18 protein-coding genes are annotated in these 21,057 nt (G+C 68.9%); 10 read left to right on the top strand and 8 right to left on the bottom strand.

Annotation, left to right across the window (positions count from 1 at the left end):
* Positions 1 to 405: a nuclear transport factor 2 family protein gene (locus tag AC0685_RS28330; RefSeq protein ID WP_478228310.1), complete on the top strand. Its 405-nt coding sequence runs from the start codon at positions 1 to 3 to the stop codon at positions 403 to 405.
* A 104-nt stretch (positions 406 to 509) separates the two neighbouring features.
* Here AC0685_RS28330 and fabI read toward each other — a convergent pair whose 3' ends face one another.
* On the bottom strand, positions 510 to 1,277 hold the full coding sequence (gene fabI, locus AC0685_RS28325) for an enoyl-ACP reductase FabI (protein WP_034306560.1): 768 nt from the start codon (positions 1,275 to 1,277) through the stop codon (positions 510 to 512).
* Positions 1,278 to 1,327: 50 nt separating this feature from the next.
* Complete coding sequence (gene fabG, locus AC0685_RS28320) at positions 1,328 to 2,032, bottom strand: 3-oxoacyl-ACP reductase FabG (RefSeq protein WP_478228309.1); 705 nt, start codon at positions 2,030 to 2,032, stop codon at positions 1,328 to 1,330.
* A gap of 190 nt (positions 2,033 to 2,222) precedes the next feature.
* Between fabG and AC0685_RS28315 the strand changes: the two genes are divergently transcribed.
* The 6 genes from AC0685_RS28315 (at position 2,223) to AC0685_RS28290 (ending at position 9,190) form a co-directional block, all read left to right on the top strand.
* Positions 2,223 to 3,581: an MFS transporter gene (locus AC0685_RS28315; RefSeq protein WP_478228308.1), complete on the top strand. Its 1,359-nt coding sequence runs from the start codon at positions 2,223 to 2,225 to the stop codon at positions 3,579 to 3,581.
* A gap of 10 nt (positions 3,582 to 3,591) precedes the next feature.
* Positions 3,592 to 4,260 (top strand): response regulator transcription factor, encoded by a 669-nt coding sequence (locus tag AC0685_RS28310; protein WP_478228307.1) that lies wholly within the window; start codon positions 3,592 to 3,594, stop codon positions 4,258 to 4,260.
* A 3-nt stretch (positions 4,261 to 4,263) separates the two neighbouring features.
* Entirely contained in the window at positions 4,264 to 5,667 is a 1,404-nt protein-coding gene (locus AC0685_RS28305) for a sensor histidine kinase (RefSeq protein WP_478228306.1), read from the top strand.
* Positions 5,664 to 6,605: a TAXI family TRAP transporter solute-binding subunit gene (locus AC0685_RS28300; protein WP_478228305.1), complete on the top strand. Its 942-nt coding sequence runs from the start codon at positions 5,664 to 5,666 to the stop codon at positions 6,603 to 6,605. The genes AC0685_RS28305 and AC0685_RS28300 overlap by 4 nt, the downstream gene beginning before the upstream one ends.
* A 100-nt stretch (positions 6,606 to 6,705) precedes the next feature.
* A complete protein-coding gene (locus tag AC0685_RS28295) occupies positions 6,706 to 7,992 on the top strand; it encodes an alpha/beta hydrolase family protein (protein ID WP_478228304.1) in 1,287 nt (428 codons plus the stop codon).
* Positions 7,993 to 8,758: 766 nt separating this feature from the next.
* Positions 8,759 to 9,190, top strand: coding sequence for an acyl-CoA thioesterase (locus AC0685_RS28290; RefSeq protein ID WP_478228303.1), 432 nt, complete (start codon positions 8,759 to 8,761; stop codon positions 9,188 to 9,190).
* On the opposite strand, the gene AC0685_RS28285 is transcribed toward AC0685_RS28290, so the two are convergent.
* Positions 9,178 to 10,773: an alkaline phosphatase D family protein gene (locus AC0685_RS28285; RefSeq protein WP_340682126.1), complete on the bottom strand. Its 1,596-nt coding sequence runs from the start codon at positions 10,771 to 10,773 to the stop codon at positions 9,178 to 9,180. The two genes, AC0685_RS28290 and AC0685_RS28285, sit on opposite strands and share 13 nt — an antisense overlap.
* A gap of 111 nt (positions 10,774 to 10,884) precedes the next feature.
* On the opposite strand from AC0685_RS28285, the gene AC0685_RS28280 reads away from it, so the two are divergent.
* On the top strand, positions 10,885 to 11,346 hold the full coding sequence (locus tag AC0685_RS28280; RefSeq protein ID WP_478228302.1) for a tRNA (cytidine(34)-2'-O)-methyltransferase: 462 nt from the start codon (positions 10,885 to 10,887) through the stop codon (positions 11,344 to 11,346).
* A gap of 80 nt (positions 11,347 to 11,426) precedes the next feature.
* On the opposite strand, the gene AC0685_RS28275 is transcribed toward AC0685_RS28280, so the two are convergent.
* The 5 genes from AC0685_RS28275 to AC0685_RS28255 form a co-directional block, all read right to left on the bottom strand.
* Positions 11,427 to 12,407: a VWA domain-containing protein gene (locus tag AC0685_RS28275; protein ID WP_378444146.1), complete on the bottom strand. Its 981-nt coding sequence runs from the start codon at positions 12,405 to 12,407 to the stop codon at positions 11,427 to 11,429.
* Complete coding sequence (locus AC0685_RS28270) at positions 12,404 to 13,288, bottom strand: DUF58 domain-containing protein (RefSeq protein ID WP_478228368.1); 885 nt, start codon at positions 13,286 to 13,288, stop codon at positions 12,404 to 12,406. The genes AC0685_RS28275 and AC0685_RS28270 overlap by 4 nt, the downstream gene beginning before the upstream one ends.
* Positions 13,289 to 13,358: 70 nt before the next feature.
* Positions 13,359 to 14,426, bottom strand: coding sequence for an AAA family ATPase (locus AC0685_RS28265; protein WP_007032585.1), 1,068 nt, complete (start codon positions 14,424 to 14,426; stop codon positions 13,359 to 13,361).
* Positions 14,427 to 14,726: 300 nt separating this feature from the next.
* Entirely contained in the window at positions 14,727 to 15,269 is a 543-nt protein-coding gene (gene mobA / locus AC0685_RS28260) for a molybdenum cofactor guanylyltransferase (RefSeq protein WP_478228301.1), read from the bottom strand.
* Between the two features lie 2 nt (positions 15,270 to 15,271).
* Positions 15,272 to 16,627: an NlpC/P60 family protein gene (locus AC0685_RS28255; RefSeq protein ID WP_478228300.1), complete on the bottom strand. Its 1,356-nt coding sequence runs from the start codon at positions 16,625 to 16,627 to the stop codon at positions 15,272 to 15,274.
* 388 nt (positions 16,628 to 17,015) lie between these two features.
* On the opposite strand from AC0685_RS28255, the gene acnA reads away from it, so the two are divergent.
* Both acnA and AC0685_RS28245 read left to right on the top strand, forming a co-directional pair.
* The gene (gene acnA / locus AC0685_RS28250; RefSeq protein WP_478228299.1) at positions 17,016 to 19,823 is read left to right on the top strand and encodes an aconitate hydratase AcnA; all 2,808 of its coding nucleotides are present in this window, start codon (positions 17,016 to 17,018) and stop codon (positions 19,821 to 19,823) included.
* A gap of 74 nt (positions 19,824 to 19,897) precedes the next feature.
* Positions 19,898 to 20,701, top strand: a complete 804-nt coding sequence (locus tag AC0685_RS28245; RefSeq protein ID WP_478228298.1) for an alpha/beta fold hydrolase — start codon at positions 19,898 to 19,900, stop codon at positions 20,699 to 20,701.
* The last annotated feature ends 356 nt before the right edge of the window (positions 20,702 to 21,057 follow it).

Below are 21,057 nucleotides of genomic sequence, written 5' to 3'. Positions count from 1 at the left end.
ATGTCCGAACGAACCCGATCCACCCTTGCCGAGTTCTTCCGCCGAATGTCCACAGGGGACACCGACGGAGCCACGGAACTGTTCGCCGACAGCGTCGCGTGGGACATCCCCGGTGCGACCGAGCTGGTCCCGTGGATCGGCCCGCGCCGGAATCCGGCGGAGATCCGCGAGTTCTACGACCTGCTCGACAAGGGCCTCGTCAAGGACCGGTTCGACGTCGAACGCGTTCTCGTCGACGGGCCGCACGCGGTCGCGATCGGCCGCCTCCGCTCGACGATCCGCAGCACCGGCAAGGTGATCGAGACGGCCTTCACCATCGAGTTCGAGCTGAACGACGACGGGCTGATCACCAAGTACCTGCTGCTCGAGGACTCGTGGCACGTCGCGAACGCCGTCCTCCCCTGATCCCACCAGCCCGCAGGGCCGTGAAGGCCTCCTTGCCTACCCTGAAGGTAGGCAAGGAGGCCTTCATTACTCCGGCAGCCACCACCGGAAGCGCGTGAAGAGACCTAGATGCCGAGAGCGTGCACTCCGCCGTCGACCATGATCATCGAGCCGGTGGTGGCGGGCAGCCAGTCCGACAGCACGGCACAGACGGACTTCGCCGTCGGGTCCGGGTCGGAGCTGTCCCAGCCGAGCGGCGCACGGTCGCCCCAGCCTTCCTCCAGCTCGGAGAAGCCCGGGATCGACTTCGCCGCCATGGTCTTCATCGGACCGGCGCTGACCAGGTTGACCCGGATCCCCTTCGGGCCGAGGTCGCGCGCCAGGTACCGGTTCACCGACTCCAGCGCCGCCTTCGCGACACCCATCCAGTTGTAGACGGGCCACGCGACGCGCGCGTCGAAGTCCATGCCGACGATCGACGAACCGCGCGACAGCAGCGGCAGGGTCGCGACGGCCAGCGCCTTGAAGGAGTACGCCGAGACGTCGACGGCCACCTTCACGTCCTCGCTCGGAGCGTCCAGGAACGGCGCGCCGAGGCAGGACTGCGGGGCGAACCCGATCGAGTGCAGCACGCCGTCGAGACCGTCGACGTGCTCACGGACGCGGTCGGCGAGCGAGTCGAGGTGCTCCTGGTTGGTGACGTCCAGCTCCAGCACCGGCGCCTCCTCGGGGAGACGCTTGGCGATGCGCTCGACGAGCGACAGCCTGCCGAAGCCGGTGAGCACGACCTTCGCGCCCTCCTGCTGCGCGATCTTGGCCGCGTGGAACGCGAGCGAGGCGTCGGTGATGACGCCGGTGATCAGCAGGCGCTTGCCTTCGAGCAGTCCTGGCACGGGACCTCCAGTCCGGAGTGGTTTGCGATCGGTACGGGAAAACGGGGACGTCAGTGGCCCATGCCGAGGCCGCCGTCGACCGGCAGCACCGCGCCGTTGACGTAACCGGCCTCTTCGGAGGCGAGGTAGCGGACGGCGGCGGCGATCTCCGACGGCTCGGCGTACCGGCCGGAGGGAACCTGGGCGAGGATCTCCTTCTTGCGGTCCTCGCCGAGCTCGTCGGTCATGTCCGTGGCGACGAAGCCCGGCGCGATGACGTTCGAGGTGATGTTGCGCGAGCCCAGCTCACGCGCCAGCGAACGGGCGAGACCGACGAGGCCGGCCTTGCTCGCCGCGTAGTTGACCTGCCCGGCGGACCCGGTGAGCCCGACGACGGACGAGATGAAGATGTAGCGGCCCCACTTGCCGCGGAGCATGCCGCGGGAGGCACGCTTGGCGACCCGGTACGCGCCGGTGAGGTTGGCGTCGACCACGCGGGTGAACTGCTCCTCGCTCATGCGCATGAGGAGGGTGTCGTCGGTCATGCCGGCGTTCGCGACGAGGATCTCGACCGGGCCCTGGTGCTCCTCGACGAGTTTGAAGGCGGCGTCGATCTGCTCGGCGTCGGTGACGTCGGCCTGCACCCCGAAGAGGCCCTCGGGCGCGCCGGAACCGCGGTGCGTGATCGCGACCTTGTGCCCCTGCGCCGCGAGGTCCTTCGCGATCGCCAAACCGATGCCGCGGTTGCCGCCGGTGACCAGTACCGACCGTCCCACAGAGCTCTCCTCGCCTCGTCCTGTCGCGCTGACGGCATGAGGTTATCGGCTCGCCAGGTTCACGCCCGAGCCGCGCCACCCCTACCTCCGGGTAACCGCGACCGTCCTAAGCGGATGTTAGGAACCGCGCCGAAACCTTGCCCGGTCGTCACGGATTGTTCACCGTGAGCCGGAACACAGGAGGTCAAAGATGACAACCCGGATCGGCGAATCCTCGCCGCCCGTGAGCGAGAGGCGAGTCGTCGGCAACGTGCTGCGCGGCTCCATCGGCAACCTGGTCGAGTGGTACGACTGGTACGCCTACGCCGCATTCACCACTTACTTCGCCAAGTCCTTCTTCCCCACCAAGGACACGACGGCGGCCTTCCTCGGTACCGCGGCGGTCTTCGCCGTCGGCTTCCTCATGCGACCGCTCGGCGGCTGGATGCTGGGCCGGTTCGCCGACCGCTTCGGGCGACGAAGCGCACTCGTGCTTTCCGTCACGTTGATGGCGGCGGGGTCGCTGATGATCGCGCTGACGCCGACCTACGCCACGATCGGGATCGCCGCGCCGATCCTGCTGCTGGTGGCCCGGCTCATCCAGGGGCTCTCGGTCGGCGGTGAGTATTCGACCTCCGCGACCTATCTGTCCGAAGTGGCCACACCGGGCAAACGCGGCTTCTACTCCAGCTTCCAGTACGTGACGCTGTACGGCGGCCAGTTGCTGGCTCTCGGCCTCCAGCTGCTGCTGCAGGCCATCCTGACCGAACAGCAGCTGACCTCGTGGGGCTGGCGGATCGCCTTCGTCGTCGGCGCGCTCGCCGCCGTCGTGGTGATGGTCCTGCGCCGCGGGATGGACGAGTCGGCCAGCTTCGAGGAGACCAAGGCGTCCGGCACCGGCAAGGACGCGGGCGACAAGGGCACGCTGCGCGCGCTGATCAAGTACCCCAAGGAGATCGCGCTCGTCGTCGGCCTCACCCTCGGCGGCACGGTGTCGTTCTACACCTTCGCCACCTACAGCCAGAAGTTCATGGAGAACACCGCGGGTATCCCGCGCCGGACGGTCACGCTGATCCTGTTCTGCGCGATCCTCGTCGCCGCGATCCTTCAGCCGTTCGCGGGCAAGCTGTCCGACCGGATCGGCCGTCGCCCGCTGCTGATGTTCTTCGGGATCGCGGGCACCCTGCTGACCGTCCCGATCATGACGCTGATGGGCGGCACCAAGGAACCCGTGCTCGCCTTCCTGCTGATGCTGGCCGGACTGGTGATCGTCACCGGGTACACCTCGATCAACGCGATCGTGAAGGCCGAGCTGTTCCCGACGAAGATCCGCGCCATCGGCGTCGGTCTCCCCTACGCGCTCACCGTGGCGATCTTCGGCGGAACCGCCGAGCTCATCGCGCAGGCGCTGAAGGGAGCCGGTCACGAATCGGTGTTCTTCTACTACGTCGCGGGCTGTGTCCTGGTCTCCCTCATCGTGTACGGCACAATGCGGGAAACCTCGAAGACCTCGGAGCTGGACAAGAAGAAGCAGCCCGAGCCCGAGCTCGTGTCCGGCCGCGAAGGCTAGGCGGGAAGGTGTGGCCGTGCGGGTGCTGCTCGTCGAGGACGACGCCGGTGTCGCCGACGCGCTCGCCGAGGCGCTGCAAACGCGCGGCCACACCGTCTCCCACGCGATCCGTGGCAGCGACGCGCTGCACCGGCATCGCGCGGCCGACGTGATCCTGCTGGATCTCGACCTGCCCGACATGCACGGGCTCGACGTGCTCAGGAAGGTCCGGCAGGTCTCGCCGGTGCCGGTGCTCGTGCTCACCGCGAGCGGGGACGAGCGGTCCGTGGTGCGCGGCCTGCGGCTCGGCGCCGACGACTACCTGACCAAACCCATCCGCCTGGCCGAACTGCTGGCGAGGATGGACGCGGTCGTGCGCCGTGCGGCCGTCTCCGCCGCACCACAGGACGGCGTCGTCCGTATCGAGGACGTCGAGATCGATCTCGGCGCGCGGCGCGTGCTGGTCGACGGGAACGACATCGGGCTGACCGCCAAGGAGTTCGCCGTCTTGGCCGTGCTCGCCGCCCGGCCGGGCACGGCGGTGAGCCGCCAGCAGCTCATGGACGAGGTCTGGGGCGACGCGTACCTCGCCGTCTCCCGCTCCCTCGACGTGCACCTGACCCAGCTGCGCGCGAAGCTCGACAGGCCGGGACTGCTGACCACGATCCGCGGTTTCGGCTACCGGCTGGGCCGGGACTGAGCGGTGCGCACCCGGCTGCTGGTCGTCCTCGTCGCGCTCGCGCTGACCGTGGTCGCCGCGTTCGCGATCCCCCTGTTCGGGTCGACCGCCGCGCAGCGGACCCAGCAGCTGGTGATCGCCCGCAACGCCGACGTCGACCGCTTCGTCGTCCTGGCGCAGCAAGCCGTCGACGCCGCCGACCCGACCGCGCTGGCGGTCGACGCCGAGCGGTATTCGTCGTTATACGGCGAAGCGGTCGTGGTGGTCGACGCACGCGGGGTGCCGCTGGTCGAAACCGGCGGGATGACCGCCGCCGAGCCGGTGGCCCGCTCGCTTGTCGAGGCCGCGCTTCGCAACCAGCCCGCGAAGGGACCGGAACAACTGAGCCCGTGGTCGGCCGATCCGGTCTACTTCGCTCGTCCGGTGGGCACGGGCACTCGGGTCGCCGGAGTGGTCGTGCTTCGCGCGTCGGTGTCCACGGCGGCGACCGACGTCGCCATCCGCTGGGCCGCGATCGTCGCGGGCGCGGTGCTGGTCGCGGCGGTGTTCGTGGTGCTCGCGGTCCTGCTGGCCCGCTGGATGGTGCGGCCGCTCCACGAACTGGAGACCGGCGTGCAGGCGGTGACCGAGGGGCATCGCGCCCAGGTTCCCGACCGGGCCGGGCCCCGCGAGCTGCGTTCGCTCGCGACGTCGTTCAACCGGATGTCCGACGCCGTCGTCGAGGCGTCCGAACAGCAGCGGCGGCTTGTCGCGGACGCGTCACACCAGCTGCGCAATCCCATGGCCGCCTTGCGGTTGCGCGTGGACTCGCTGGCCGCGCAGGTCGACGGGGACGGTCAGCGGGCCTACCGCGCGACCGTCGCGGAGGTCGAACGGCTGGAGTCCCTGCTCGACGGCCTGCTCGCGCTGGCGCTCGCCGAAAGCGCCGCGACCCGGCTCGCCGCGGGTGAGTCCGGCGACGAACCCTGCGACCTCCCGGCGGTCCTGGCCGAACGAGTCGACGCGTGGCGTCCCTCGGCCGAAGACGCGGAGGTGAGCCTCGCGGCGGCGGAAGGCCACGACGAGCCGGTGCCGGTGCGGTGCACGGAAAGCGAGCTGGCCCAAGTCCTGGATGTCCTGCTGGACAACGCGGTGCACTACGCGGGACGCGGCGCGACGATCACCACCGGCTACGAAACCGGAGACACGACGGCCACGTTCTTCGTCTCCGACAACGGTCCCGGACTGTCCGCTGAGGACCGTGAACGCGCGACCGAACGGTTCTGGCGCGCGGGTGGCGACGGCGCGCCGCGCGGAACGGGCCTCGGGCTCGCGATCGCGAGCCAGCACGTGCTCGCCCGGGGCGGGAAACTCGAACTGCGCGAAGCGAAACCACATGGGCTCGAAGTCCGCGTCGAACTGCCTCTCGCGACAGGGGAAATGCCGTGACCGTCACCAGGCGCACCGCTCTCCTGGCCGGGCTCGCGACGCTCGCGGGCTGCTCGACCGCGGGTTACCGGGGCCCGGAACGCGAGGTCGTCATCGCGGCGGGAGAGAGCGGCGGTTTCTACCTCGCCTTCGCGGAACTGCTGGCCCAGCAGCTGAACCTGGCGGAACCGAGGCTGCGCGCGACGGCCGTCGCCACCGAGGCCAGCGTCGAGAACCTGCGGCGGTTGCGGGACGGCCGGGCGGATCTCGGACTCGTCCTCGGCGACGTCGCCGAGTCCGCTTTCGCCGGCGCGGAGCCGTTCTCCGTCCCGATCGCGTTCTCGGCCATCGGCCGTGTCTACGAGAACTACCACCAGCTCGTGGTCCGGGCGGACGGCGGGGTGCGCTCGCTCGCCGATCTGACCGGGCGGCCGGTGGCGATGGGTGCGAGCGGATCCGGCGTCGCGGTGTTCAGCACGCGCCTGTTCGCCCGCGCCGAAGTCCCGGTGAAGGCGAAGAACCTGCTCTTGGGTGAAGCGATCAACGCGTTGGCGGCGCACGAGGTCGACGCGCTGCTCTGGTCCGGCGGGATCCCGACCCCCGCGCTCACCGAACTGAACCGGACCACTTCGATCACCCTTCTCCCGCTGGACGCTCATCTCCCCGCCCTGCGCGCGGGCTACGGCCCGGTGTACGACCAGGTCCTCGTGCCGGCGCAGGCCTATCAGGGGGTCGGTGAGCTGCGGACGATCGGCGTCGCGAACCTGCTGCTGGCGGCTCCTTCACTGCCCGACGACGTCGCGGCGGCGGTGACCCGGGTGCTGGCCGGGCACGCCGCCGATCTCGTCCCGGCGGCCGCGGTGGGAACGCAGTTCCTCGACGTCCGGACGCTGATCGGCACCGGCAAGGTGCCCTTGCATCCCGGAGCCGCCTCGGCCTACCGTGCCCTGCACGGGTGATCCGGGCTCCATCTTCAGAGGGATGCGCGTCGCACCGGCGCGCTGCCAGGGTCGGAACCAGGCGGCCAACGGGCCGCCCCGATCCGGAAGGACTCCAGCAGTGTCATCGAGACACACCAGGGTGGTGCGGGGTTCGGCGCTGATCGCGAGCCTCGCGCTCGCGGGGGGACTCGCCGCGGCGGCCCCCGCCGTCGCGGCCGACCAGGCCAAACTCACCGCACCCGCCCTCACCGGCCACTACGAGGTCGGCACGACCGACCTCCATCTCGTCGACCCGTCCCGACCCGATCCGTGGAAACCGGAGCGGCGCCGGGAACTCATGGTCACCGTCACCTATCCGGCGGACCGGTTCGCCGACGGACCGCGCGCTCCGTGGCTCACGCCCGGCATCAGCGGTGTCATCGACCAAGCGTTGTCCGGCGAGGACTACCTCGGCCTCCCGGTCGGCTCCATCGACTGGGCGTCGGCGAAGCGGCGGGCCGAGATCGGCGTTCCCGCGGCGCACGGCGCGCCCAAGCCGGTCGCGCTCTTCTCCCCCGGTTTCGGCGGGCCGCGGGAAACGTACTCGGCGATCGTCGACGATCTGGCCAGCCGCGGCTACGTCGTCGTCTCGCTCTCGCACACCTACGAGAGCGCCGCGGTCGAGTTCCCCGGCGGACGGCTCGAAACTGCTCTTCCGCCGGGCGAGGGGTCCGAGTTCATGAAGAAGGCTCTCGACGCCCGGGTCGCCGACAGCCGGTTCGTCCTCGACCAGCTGGCGAAGATCACCCGCGGCCAGAACCCGGACGCGGAGAACCGGCCGCTCCCCCGCGGGCTCGGCTGGTCGCTCGACCTGTCCAGGGTCGGCGCCTACGGTCACTCCTACGGCGGGTTCACCGCGGGAGAGACGATGGTCCACGACCGCCGTGTCGACGCGGGGATCAATCTCGACGGCGCCATGGCGACCGCGTTCGGCTACCCGCCGGGCAGTGCCTACGTGCCCGGTGAAGTCACGAAACGCGGTCTCGACCGGCCGTTCCTGCTGATGGGCGCCGAGGGCGTCGACGAGAACGGGAAGCCGCTGGAGCACACGCACCGGCAGCCCGAGTTCGATCGCAGCTGGGCGGACTTCTGGGCAAACCAGCGGGGCTGGAAGCGAGACCTGCTGCTGCGCGGCGGGAGCACGCATATGGCGTACAGCGATCTGCAGGTCGTGGTGCCGCAGCTCGGCTCGCGCGTGGCGCCGGAGAAGCGTGAGGCGGTCATCGGCACGATCGATCCCCGTCGTTCGCTGGCCGCGCAACGGGACTACATCGGCGCGTTCTTCGATCTGCACCTGAAGGGCCGTGACCGGCATCTGTTCGACGACGAGTCGCCGCGCCACCCGGATATCGATTTCATCGACTGAGCCGCGTGAAGGACTCCCTTCCCCCAAGCCACAGGGTGCCGGCGAAGTCCTCTATCCGCTGGTCACGTGGGTGTTGGAGGGGCTCGTCACAGTGGCCTGCACATTCTCGACTGTCCACAGGGGACACTTTGGGGACGGCCGTACCCGATTCGAGCCTTTTGCGAAGGGGGTCGTGAGCGCCAGGGAGGGGTAAGTCAAATGTGGCGTGACCGAGCCTCTGCGGTGAAGGACCACTTCGCTGAGTCAAGGCAGAGAGGCGGCTCTTCGCGGCGTGGTTCCGGACTGGCCGACAGGAGTCAGCCGCGCTCTCCTGCTTCAAGGCCATATGACTGGTTTGACGAGGGGGTCGTGAGTGGCAATGAGGGTTAGAACCCGAATCGCCACTCACGACCCCTTCGTCAAACGCACAAATCGCTCAACTCGGACGCTGACACCGCAGAAACTGTCCCTTATGGACAGTCGGAAAGGTGCCTCTTCGGCGAGTCCCGCTCCTGCCGCCAACTCCGGCACGCCACATTGCCTTACCCCTCAATAGAACCCGAATCGCCACTCACGACCCCGATCGAAAACCGTACAGATGAGCACCGAACGGACATCCACCTGTCAGCTGGCGTCCTTTGCGGACACCGCCCGTTCAAACCCCTGTCGTCTGCCCGTTCGGACGTCCAGTTCGAATCACCAAGAGCGACACCGGCCGGCGTTCATGCGGCTTTGCCGAGCCCCTGCCCCAAGCCAAGGGAAGGAGCCCTTCACGTAGGTTGGAACCGTGACGGAGCCACGGAAACCGATCGTCGAAATGCCGCTGCGCGTGCGCTACCACGAGTGCGACGGGCAGGGCATCGTGTTCAACGCCAACTACCTCGCCTACGTCGACATGGCCATGTTCGAAGTGGAGAAAGCCCTCTTCGGCTCGCACCAGGAAGCGCTGGCCCGCGGCGTCGACGTCGTCGTCGCCGAGTCCAACCTCCGCTACCGCGCGCCCTGCCGCTACGACGACGAACTGGTCGTGGCCGTGTACCTGGAACACCTCGGCACGACGTCGCTGATCATCGACTTCGAGATCACCCGCGGCGGCGACCTGTGCACGGAAGTGAAGACCCGCTACGTCTTCGTCGACCCGAAGACGCTCAAGAAGGCGGCGCCACCAGCGCCGGTGCGCGAGGTGTACGCCGCCCTCCTGCCCGCTCAGGCGGACTGAACGCCGGGTCGCCGGTCTTCGACGACGTAGCTGGCGCGCGTGCTGATCGGCGCGCCGGGGGTGTTGACGAACGGCACCACCCGGAAGTCGCTCCGCCAGCGCTGCCGGTTGACGTTGACCCGGACGTACCCGCGCTGGCTGTTGAAGAACTTCATGTGCGGGTTGGCCTTCAGCAGGTTCTCACCGCCAGGCGTCATGTCCGCGCCGTTGCCGCCGCTGGTGATCGACGTCCCGACGAACTCGCTCGCCACGGTGGGCGAATCCGGGTCGGCGAAGTCGCGCTTGAGGTCCCAAGCGTAGTTCTGGTGCCTGTCGCCGGTGATGACCACCAGGTTCCGCACCCCGCGGTCCTGCGCCGCGGCGAGCACGCGGTCGCGGTCGGCGACGTAGCCGTCCCACGGGTCGAGGTAGACGTTCGTCGCCTCGCCCGCGTCGGTGTCGGTCTGGCCCATCGGCGCCTGGTTGCCGAGGATCTGCCACCGCGCACGGGACCGGGAGAAGCCGTCGAGCAGCCAGTTCCGCTGCTCCGAGCCGAGCAGGGTGCGGTTCTCGTCGAACCGTTCCGTGCAGTTCGCCGACTGGCCGTCACCGCACGGCTGGTCGTCGCGGTACTGACGGGTGTCCAGCATGGTGAAGTCGGCCAGTGTGCCGTAGCTCAGCCGCCGGTGCAGACGCGCGTCCGGGCCCTTCGGCAGCTGGGCGATGCGGTACGGCAGGTGCTCGTACATCGCCTGGAACGCCTCAGCCCGCCGCTGCCGGAACACCGCGCGGTCCTGGTCCGGTTCCTTGTCGATCTGCGAGATGTCGCCCGCCCAGTTGTTCTCCACCTCGTGGTCGTCGTTGACGTGGATCCACGGGAAGGCGGCGTGCGCGGCCATCAGCGGCGCTTCGGATTTGTAGAGCGCGTACTGGAGCCGGTAGCGGGCCAGGTCGAAGGTCTCGCCCTTGAACTGCGGCCCCACCGGCGTTCCGCGGCCGACGCCCGTGACACCGCTTTCGTAGAGGTAGTCGCCCAGGTGCACGACCAGGTCGAGGTCCTCGGCCGCCATGTGCTCGTACGCGGTGAAATGCCCGGCCTCCCAGTTCTGGCAGGACGCGAACGCGAAGTTCAGCTCACGCGGCGACGACCACGCGACCGGCGCCGTCCGGGTGCGCCCGACCGGAGAGATCTCACCGCCCGTGCGGAAACGGTAGAAATACTCGTGGTCCGGCGCGAGGCCGTGGATCTCCGGGTGCACGGAGTGACCGAGTTCGGGCGTGGCGACCACGGATCCCCGGCGGATCACGGCGCGGAAGCGCTCGTCCAGCGACACCTCGTACTCGACGCGGACCGGCGTCCGCGGCATACCGCCGAAGCCGTCGGCCTCGTAGGGCTTCGGCGCGAGCCTTGTCCAGAGCACGACACCGCCGGGCAACGGGTCACCCGACGCGACTCCGAGGGTGAACGGGTTACCGGCACCGCTGGCGAGCGGCATCGCGCCGGCGGCGTTCCAGGCACCGGTCCCCAGCAGGACTGCGGCCGCGCCGGCGGAGCCGTATCCGAGGAAGCGACGCCGCGACAGGGGGTGAGGGAGCGAAGGCATGATGCCCTCCTGTGGTGGGATGGTCACGGGCGGGCCTCATGCTCGTCCGGCTTGATGGCCACCCGGCCGCGCTCAGGCGAAGCGCCCGTGAACGAAAGACGATCAACCCTCGTGTTCCGCATCCTGTTCTACCGCCCCGAAATCCCGCCCAACACGGGTAACGCGATCCGCTTGACCGCGAACACCGGCTGCGAACTCCACCTGGTGGAGCCGCTCGGTTTCACGCTGGAGGACAAGCAATTACGGCGTGCGGGGCTCGACTACCACGACCTCGCACGTGTCCACGTCCACGCGGATCTCGACGCCGCTTGGGCGGCGCTCCTCCCGGCGCGGGTCTACGCGTTCAGCGCTTCGGCGACGCGGCTGCACACCGACGTCGCGTACGAGCCCGGTGACGTCCTGATGTTCGGGCCGGAGTCGGCGGGGCTGCCCACCGAGATCCAGGAATCCCCGCAGGTGAGCGACCGGGTACGGCTGCCGATGCTGCCGTCGAGCCGGTCGCTGAACCTGTCGAACACCGCGGCGATCAGCGTCTACGAGGCTTGGCGGCAGAACGGCTTCGCGACTCCCTGAGACGCAGCCCCACTGCAATGAAGGGGCCTTTCATAGCAAAATTTGCTATGAAAGGCCCCTTCATTGCAGAGCCCGAGCGTCTACGGCAGCCGCTGCCCCAGGAAGAGCGAAGCCGCCGCCCCGATCATCAGCACCAGCGTCCCCAGAATCACCCAAGGCCTGCTCGCGTCGGCGTCCTTGAGCTCGTATCCGATCTGCTCGCCGAGGTCGTCGTACACGCGTTTCAGCTCGTCCGCGCTCGCCGCCTTGTAGAAGTCGCCGCCCGAAAGCCGGGCGATCTCCTCCAGCGATTCGTCGTCGACCTTCACGTCCTGCGGTTTGCCGTCGATGTCGACCGAACCGTGCGTGGTGCCGAACGAGATCGACGAGATCGGCACCTGAGCCTGCTTCGCCGCCTGCGCCGCCGTGTAGCCGCCTCGCGGGGCGTACAGATCGTCCGGGACTGTCTGCTTGCCGTCACTCATCAGGACGATCCGTGCGGGCGGCGGGCCTTCCGCGCCGCCCACGATCGCCGAGAAGCTCTCGATCGACTGCAACGCGGCGAAAATCCCTTCGCCGGTGGCCGTCGACTGCGCCAGCTTGAGATTGTCGATCGCCTTCACCACGCCGCCGCGATCGGTGGTCGGCGCGACCAGCACGGTCGCCGTCCCGGCGAAGGAGATCAGCCCGAGGTTCACCCCCGGGGTCATGTTCTGCGCGAACGAACGCGCCGACTCCTGGGCCGCCTTCAGCCGGGTCGGGGCGACGTCGGTCGCCTCCATCGACAGCGAGGTGTCGATCACCAGCATCACGGTGGCCCGGTTGCGGGGCACCTTCTGTTCGGCCGTCGGCCCCGCGAGCGCGACGGTGAGCACCAGCAGCGAAAGCACGATCAGGATGGCGGGAACGTGCCGCACCCATCCCTGGCTCTTCGGCGCGACCTTCTCCAGCAGTTCCAGGTTGGCGAACCGCATGGTGCGCTTGCGCCGCGCGCGCTGGGAAAGCACGTAGCCCACGGCCACCGCGGCGACCGCCAGCAGCAGCAGGAACCACCACGGCGAGGCGAATCCGCTGAGGCTCACGCGACACCACCGGACCAGCGGCGCTTGCGGGCCACCACGAACCGGACCATGTCCGCGATCCAGTCCGAATCGGTGCGCAGCACCAGATGCGCGGCACCGGCCCGGCGCAGCGCGGCCGCGACGTCCTGCCGGTGAGCGTGCGCCGCGGCGCCGAATTCCTTGCGCAGCAAGGCCGAAGCGTGCACTTCGCGCTGTTTCCCTGTCTCCGGGTCGGCCAGCACGACGGTGCCCACGTCGGGCAGGTCGATGTCGCGCGGGTCGAGGACTTCGATGGCGATGAGGTCGTGGTGCCCGCCGAGCGCGCGCAACGGCCGCTGCCATTCGGTGTCGCCGAGGAAGTCGGAGAGCACGACGGCGAGCCCGCGACGGCGGGGCGGACGGCGCAGTTTTTCCAGTGCCGCGGCGAGATCCCCGCGGACACCTTCCTCGGCGCGCGGGGTCTCGGCGATCTTGCGGACCAGCCCCCGCGCGTGCGGGAGGCCGCCACGCGCCGGAATTCGCGTGATGTTGCCCGCCCCGTTGGAGACGAGCGCACCGATCCGGTTGCCGCCACCGCCGGTCAGATGGGCGACCGCGGCCGTCGCGCAGACGACCAGGTCTCGCTTCTCGCACAGCGCGGTGCCGAAGTCGAGGCTCGCGGACACGTCCGCCACCAGCCACGTCTCCAGCTCACGGTCGGCGACGGTCTCCCGGATATGCGGGCTCGTCGTCCGCGCGGTGACCGCCCAGTCCATCCGGCGGACGTCGTCACCGGGCTGGTACGGCCGGGCCTCCCCCGGTTCCGAACCGGGCCCCGGCACCAGGCCGAGATGGTTTCCCTGCAGCAGACCGTCGAGGCGGCGGCGCACGTCGAGTTCGAGTGTGCGCAGGCCCGCCTCCATCCGCTCCCCGCGGAGTACCGGCGGAGCCCAGGAAGGACGTTCGCCCTTCTCGTTCTTCACGCTCGCTTCCCTACCTGACCGGTGCGCCGGCCGGGACCGGGCCGCCCTGCCCGGCGCCGCCCTGCGGACGGGCCGAGACCTGCGGCAGCGGCACGGTCTGCAGCACCCGCGTGATGATGTGGTCGATGGGCACGCCGTCGGCCAGCGCGTCGTAGGACAGCACGAGCCGGTGGCGCAGCACGTCGGGAACGACGTCGACGACGTCCTGCGGCAGCACGTAGTCCCGGCCGCGGACCAGCGCCAGCGCGCGGGCCGCGGCGATGATGCCGAGGCTGGCCCGCGGCGAGGCACCGTAGGACACCCAGCCCGCGACGTCGGCGAGGCCGTGATCGTTCGGCGTACGAGTGGTGAGCACGAGGCGGACGACGTAGTCGACCAGCGCGTGGTGCACGAAGACCTGCGAAGCGACGTTCTGCAGGCGGACCAGTTCGGCCGGGGTCAGTACCTCTTGCGGGGTGGGCGGGGTGACGCCCATCCGGTAGATGATCTCCCGCTCTTCCTCGGCCGTCGGGTACTCGACGACGATCTTGAAGAGGAAGCGGTCGCGCTGCGCCTCGGGCAGCGGGTACACGCCCTCGTTCTCGATCGGGTTCTGCGTGGCGAGCACGAGGAACGGGTCGGGCATCGGGAAAGTCTGGCCGCCGATGGACACGTGCCGCTCGGCCATCACCTCCAGCATCGCCGACTGCACCTTCGCCGGCGCGCGGTTGATCTCGTCGGCGAGAACGAAGTTCGCCACCACCGGGCCGAGTTCGACGTCGAACCGCTCGGCGCCCTGGCGGTAGATCCGGGTGCCGAGGATGTCGGCGGGGACCAGGTCGGGGGTGAACTGCACCCGCGAGAACGAACCGCCGACCACTCGCGCGAAGGTCTCGACGGCGAGGGTCTTCGCGACACCGGGAACGCCTTCGAGCAGGAGGTGCCCCCTGGCCAGCAGGCCGACCAGCATCCGCTCGACCAGCCTGTCCTGGCCGACGATGATCCGCTTGACCTCGAACACGGTCCGCTCAAGCAACTGGGCGTCCCGCGCCGGCGTTCCGGGCTGCTGCGCGCCGTCGGCGTAGCCGGGCTCGGTCACTGTGCCTCCTGTGTTCCCCGCTTGCGTACTTGTGTCCGGATGTGACCGTAGTGGTCGGTGACACAGCCGTTCGTGACGGTAGCCAACCCGATCAGCGGTATGACGGCTGTGAAGGCCTCGGCGACGCCTGCTGGAGCCTACGGCGAACCACCGCCACGACTATGGCGAGTGAAGGCCCAGGTACATGAAGGGGGCCTTCATGTGCTTGGGCCACACCCCGCCCAAGGCGCAGGTATCGAGCCGGTCGGGTCTCGTGAGTGGCAGGAACGGTTAGAACCGTCCATACCACTCACGAACACCCTAAGAGAGCCGGTCCAGATCCTCTGGCGTGTCGATGTCTTCGCTCTCGCCAGGCTCCTCGGGCACCTCGACGATCTCCAACCCGCCCAGCGTCCGCCGCAGCGACGCGTTCTCCACCGTCTCCGGCAGCGCGTCGCGCAATGCCTCCACACGCCAGGCGCCGAGCAGCCATTGCCGCTCCCCCGAGGCGTCGACCAGCACCGCGCCCGAAGCCCGGCCGAGCCCGGCCAGCAGCCGGTCCACAGTGGACTTCCGGACGCCCGCGAGATCACCGGCCAGCACCACGACGAGGTCCGAGCGCACCAACGCGAGCCCGGCGGCCAGCGCGGCCACCGGTCCCGTACCGGGTGAGGACTCCCGGGTCCAGACGACGTCGCCGAATCCCGGCCGTTCCGGGCCGACGACGATCACCGGGTCCGCGTCCGCGAGCGCGGCCAAAGCCCTGGACAGCAACGGCTTTCCGCCGACAGGGAGCGCGGGTTTGTCCACACCGGACAGGCGACGGGCGGCGCCGCCCGCCAGCACGATCCCCGAGTACGTCACGCCTAGCCGATCAAGCGGGTCGCGTACGGCATGATTCCGCCGTAGCGCACCGGCGCGATGCGGACCCGCAGACCGGACTGCGGCGCCTCGACCATCTGCCCGTTCCCGAGGTACATCGCGACGTGGTGGATACCCCGCGCGCTGCCGCCCCAGAAGAGCATGTCGCCGCGGCGCATCTGGGAGAGCGGCACCTTCCGCCCGGCGTTGTACTGATAGCCGCTGTAGTGCGGGAGCGACTTCACCCCGGCGAACGCGTAGATCATCAGGCCCGAACAGTCGAAGCCGATCTTGTTGTAGTCGCCGTAACGGTCCGCCGTACCACCGTCGCGGATACCGCGCGTCGGGCCGGACGTGTTGCCGCCACCCCAGGCGTACACCACTCCGAGCTGCGACAAAGCGCGCCGGACGACGGCTTCGACGCTCGCTCCGGCGGGGGCCGACTGGACGGGCCTGGCCGTCGGGCGGCCACCCCCGCCTTGGCTGGGGCTGGGCCTCGACGCGGCGAGAGCGGCCTGACGGGCACGCTCCTCGTCCTCGCGTGCCTTCTGCGCCTTCCAGTCCTCGTAGCGCTGCCGCTGCCCCTGCAGGCCGCTGACCTTCTGCTGCGCTTCGAAGAGTTGCTTCTCGACGCTCGCCTTGTCGGCTTCGAGCCTCTCGTTCTGCGCGGCCTGGGTGTCCTGCGCGTGCTGCGCGGCGCTTTGGGCGTTGTCGGCCTCGTGCTTGGCCGCCTCGGCCGCGCGTTTGCGCTCCTGCGCGATCTCCAGTTTCTTGCGCGCGGTCGCGTCCTTGTTGGACTTGTCCGTCTGCGCGCGCTTCATCGTGTCGAGCGCGTTGAGCCTGCTGCCGCCGACCGCGTCGAGCATCTGGGCGCGGCCGAGCAGTTCCTTCGGGCTGTTGGCCGTCAGGTATGCCGAAACCGAGCCGATCTTGCTGCCCTGCTGGAAGCTGGCGGCGGCGAACCTGTCGAGGTCGGCGCGGGCCTTGTCGATGGCGGCCTGCGCCGCGTCGGATTCGGTGCGCGCGGCCTGCGCGTCGCGATCGGCCTGCGCGGCTTCGTCCTGCGCGGTCTCCGCGTCGACCCTCGCCTTGTTGGCCTCTTCCATTTTCAGCTCGACGTCGTCGTTGAGCTGGGCGAGCTTCGACTCGGCCTGGGCCAGCTGGTTCGTGAGCCTGCCGACGTCGCCCGCCTTGGCGTTGGCGTCGGCCTTGCTGGAGTTGATCTCGGAGTCGCTGGGATTCGGCGGGGGCGGCGGTACCGCAACGGCGGTACCGGTCACCCCGAGCAACAGGGCGACACCGAGCGCGCCGATGGTCACACCACGGCGGGCACGTGCCCCAGACCCGGCTTCACCACGCACGATCCACCCACCTCCTGATCTTGAACAATGAACTCACTGTGCCACTGCCGTCACAGCATTACCAGAAGCACCACCAGGAACTTACACACCGTAGGCACCATTTCCCCTCAACGGGGGACGACAGACGACCGTTTCGTCACTCGAACGGCCGCCGGTGGATGAGACGTTCCTGACCCGCGTGTCGGCTTGCCAGTCAAAGTGAGCGGGAACGGTCCGGCACCGGGGGGGGGCGACTTGAATTTAAAAAAGGACGGGCGTACTGTTTGAGGAGACGAACGAGGTGTGCCATCCCGCGTCCGGACCTACGGTGGGGGTGCGCAAGACTCGCTCCCGGCCGACCCGAACGGCCTGGAGAACTCACCGAACTGACCCGCCACTGGAGTTAGAAGTGACCGCACCCGCCAGCAAGGACAGCTTCGGCGCCAAAGACACGCTGAAGGTGGGCGACGCCTCCTACGAGGTGTTCCGCCTGAACAAGGTCGAGGGCTCCCAGCGCCTTCCCTACAGCCTGAAGATCCTGCTCGAGAACCTGCTGCGGACCGAGGACGGCGCGAACATCACCGCCGACCACATCCGCGCGCTCGGCAACTGGGACGCCAAGGCCGACCCGTCGATCGAGATCCAGTTCACGCCCGCCCGCGTGATCATGCAGGACTTCACCGGCGTGCCCTGCGTCGTCGACCTCGCCACCATGCGCGAGGCCGTCACCGACCTCGGCGGCGACCCGGACAAGGTCAACCCGCTCGCCCCCGCCGAGCTGGTCATCGACCACTCCGTGATCATCGACGTCTTCGGCCGCGCCGACGCCTTCGAGCGCAACGTCGAGATCGAATACGAGCGCAACCGCGAGCGCTACCAGTTCCTTCGCTGGGGCCAGGGCGCCTTCGACGAGTTCAAGGTCGTCCCGCCGGGCACCGGCATCGTGCACCAGGTCAACATCGAGCACCTCGCGCGCACGGTGATGGCCCGCAACGGCCAGGCGTACCCCGACTCCTGCGTAGGCACCGACTCGCACACCACCATGGTCAACGGCCTCGGCGTGCTGGGCTGGGGCGTCGGCGGCATCGAGGCCGAGGCCGCCATGCTGGGCCAGCCGGTCTCCATGCTCATCCCGCGCGTCGTGGGCTTCAAGCTCACCGGCGAGATCCCGACCGGCGTGACCGCCACCGACGTCGTGCTCACCATCACCGAGATGCTGCGCAAGCACGGTGTGGTCAGCAAGTTCGTCGAGTTCTACGGCGAGAGCGTCGGCGCGGTGCCGCTGGCCAACCGCGCCACCATCGGCAACATGAGCCCGGAGTTCGGTTCCACCGCGGCGATCTTCCCGATCGACGAGGAGACCGTCCGCTACCTCAAGCTCACCGGCCGCTCCGAGGAGCAGGTCGCGCTCGTCGAGGCCTACGCCAAGGAGCAGGGCCTCTGGCACGACCCGTCGCACGAGCCGGAGTACTCCGAGTACATCGAGCTGGACCTGTCGACGGTCGTCCCGTCGATCGCCGGCCCGAAGCGACCGCAGGACCGCATCGAGCTCACCGACGCGAAGAACTCGTTCCGCAAGTCGATCCACGACTACGTGGGCGGCGAAGAGGTCCCGCACACCAACGTGGACGAAGCCGTCGAGGAGTCGTTCCCGGCCAGCGACCCGGCCGCCCTCTCGTTCAAGGACGAGGGCGCGGTCGACATCCAGTCCGCGGCGAACGGCCACAGCGGCCGCCCGACCAACCCGGTCAAGGTCAGCACCCCCGACCGCGGCGAGTTCATCCTCGACCACGGCGCCGTGGTGATCGCCTCGATCACCTCCTGCACCAACACGTCCAACCCGTCGGTCATGCTCGGCGCGGCGCTGCTCGCCCGGAACGCGGTCGACAAGGGTCTCGCGGTCAAGCCGTGGGTCAAGACCTCGATGGCGCCGGGTTCGCAGGTCGTCACCGACTACTACGACAAGGCCGGTCTCTGGCCGTACCTGGAGAAGCTGGGCTACCACCTGGTCGGCTACGGCTGCACCACCTGCATCGGCAACTCCGGCCCGCTCTCGGACGAGATCTCCGCGGCGATCCAGGAGAACGACCTCACCGCGGTTTCGGTGCTCTCGGGCAACCGGAACTTCGAAGGCCGCATCAACCCCGACGTGAAGATGAACTACCTCGCGTCGCCGCCGCTGGTCATCGCGTACGCGCTCGCCGGCACGATGGACTTCGACTTCGAGGCCCAGCCGCTCGGCAAGGACACCGACGGCAACGACGTCTTCCTGAAGGACATCTGGCCGTCGGCCAAGGAGATCCAGGAGACCATCGACTACGCGATCACGCAGGAGATGTTCACCAAGGACTACGCCGACGTCTTCGACGGTGGCGAGCGGTGGAAGTCGCTGCCGACCCCCGAGGGCAAGACCTTCGACTGGGACGCGGAGTCCACCTACGTCCGGAAGCCCCCGTACTTCGAGGGCATGCAGGCGGAGCCCGCCCCGGTCACCGACATCTCCGGCGCGCGCGTGCTGGCGAAGCTGGGCGACTCGGTCACCACCGACCACATCTCCCCCGCCGGCGCGATCAAGCCGGGCACCCCGGCCGCGCAGTACCTGACCGAGCACGGCGTGGAGAAGAAGGACTTCAACTCCTACGGCTCGCGTCGCGGTAACCACGAGGTCATGATCCGCGGCACCTTCGCGAACATCCGGCTGCGCAACCAGCTGCTGGACGACGTGCAGGGCGGCTACACCCGCGACTTCACCCAGGACGACGCCCCGCAGGCGTTCATCTACGACGCGGCGCAGAACTACGCGGCGCAGGACATCCCGCTGGTCGTCCTGGGCGGCAAGGAGTACGGCTCCGGTTCGTCCCGTGACTGGGCGGCCAAGGGCACGCGCCTGCTGGGCGTGCGCGCGGTGATCACCGAGTCGTTCGAGCGCATCCACCGGTCGAACCTGATCGGCATGGGCGTCATCCCGCTGCAGTTCCCGGCGGGCGAGTCGGCCTCGTCGCTCGGCCTCGACGGCACCGAGACGTTCGACATCTCGGGTATCACGAAGCTGAACGACGGCGAGACCCCGCGCACGGTCCACGTCACCGCGACGAAGACCGACGGCACCAAAGTGGAGTTCGACGCGGACGTCCGCATCGACACCCCGGGTGAGGCGGACTACTACCGCAACGGCGGCATCCTGCAGTACGTCCTGCGGAAGATGACCCAGGCGTAAGCACGGCACACGAAGGCCCCTTTCCCCGCACTTTGGGGAAAGGGGCCTTTCGCGTTCTTCGGTACCGTGCGGGTATGACCACGGGGAGAGTTCAGGTCGAAAACGGCGAATTGGCGTACGAGGCCCGGGGCGATGGCGATCCGGTGATCCTGCTGCACGGCGGGATCCTCGACTCCCGGATGTGGGACGCGGAGATGACGGTGCTCGAACGCCACCACACCGCCATCCGGTACGACGCGCGCGGGCACGGCGAGTCGTCCACGCCGACGGAGCGATTCAGCCACTACGAGGATCTCCGCGAGCTGATGGCCACGCTGGGACTCCCCCGCGCGTCGCTGGTCGGACTCTCCGGTGGTGGCCGGATCGCGGTCGACTTCGCGCTGACCTACCCGGATCTGGTCGAGAACCTCGTGCTCGTCGCCACCGGCCTCAGCGCGATGGTGACGAAGGATCCTTTCGTCTTGGAACAGACCAAGAAGCTCGAAGAGGCGGGCGCTCGGGGCGATCTTTCCGGCGCCATCGAGTGCATCCTGCGCATGTGGGTGGACGGGCCGCGGCGCGCACCCGCGGACGTCGATCAGCGAGTCCGGCGGCTGTGCCAGGAGATGTACACGCAAACGGTAGTCCGGCACGGGCTCTCGGGCTTCACGCTGATGGACGAGCTCCGGGCCATCGAGCGCACCGGCGAGCTGACCCCACGCACCTTGACCTTGGTGGGAGATCTGGATTCCTCGGACATTCTCGCCATCGCCTGCCAGATCGAAAGCGAAGCACGCGACGCCCGGAAACTGGTCGTCCCCGGGGTCGCGCATATGATCAATCTGGAGAAGCCCGCCGAGTTTTCCCGGATGGTGCTGGATTTCCTGGCCTGCTCGTGAGTGGTGAGGATGATCCTCAAGCAGGGTAAGGCAAACGTGGCGTGCCGGAGTTGGCGGCAGGAGCGGGACTCGCCGAAGAGACACCTTTCCGACTGTCCATAAGGGACAGTTTCTGCGGCGTCAGTGTCCGAGTCGAGCGATTTGTGCGGTTTGACGAGGGGGCCGGTCAGCCCAGTCGAGACGAGGTTTCGGTTTGCCTCTGCGCAGCACGGCGACCTCATGGCGCAGGACCAGCACCTCGACGTTCTCGGGCGCCGACGGGCGGCGAGCAACACCACCAGGCCCACCAGTCGAAAGAAGGTCGGATAGAGCAGACGCAACGACATGGCCGGCGATCATGCCTTACCCGTCGAACG

This window comes from Amycolatopsis sp. NPDC043889, from assembly GCF_056435645.1.
The sequence above is the reverse complement of the archived record's forward strand: the minus strand, read 5'-3'. Positions and strand labels throughout refer to the sequence as shown.

Excerpts from the sequence above, each read along its gene's own strand:
- AC0685_RS28270 (WP_478228368.1), bottom strand. The coding sequence starts at position 13,288 with ATGGAGGCGGGCCTGCGCACACTCGAACTCGACGTGCGCCGCCGCCTC.
- AC0685_RS28245 (WP_478228298.1), top strand. The coding sequence starts at position 19,898 with ATGACCACGGGGAGAGTTCAGGTCGAAAACGGCGAATTGGCGTACGAG.
- AC0685_RS28315 (WP_478228308.1), top strand. The coding sequence starts at position 2,223 with ATGACAACCCGGATCGGCGAATCCTCGCCGCCCGTGAGCGAGAGGCGA.
- AC0685_RS28330 (WP_478228310.1), top strand. The coding sequence starts at position 1 with ATGTCCGAACGAACCCGATCCACCCTTGCCGAGTTCTTCCGCCGAATG.
- AC0685_RS28285 (WP_340682126.1), bottom strand. The coding sequence starts at position 10,773 with ATGCCTTCGCTCCCTCACCCCCTGTCGCGGCGTCGCTTCCTCGGATAC.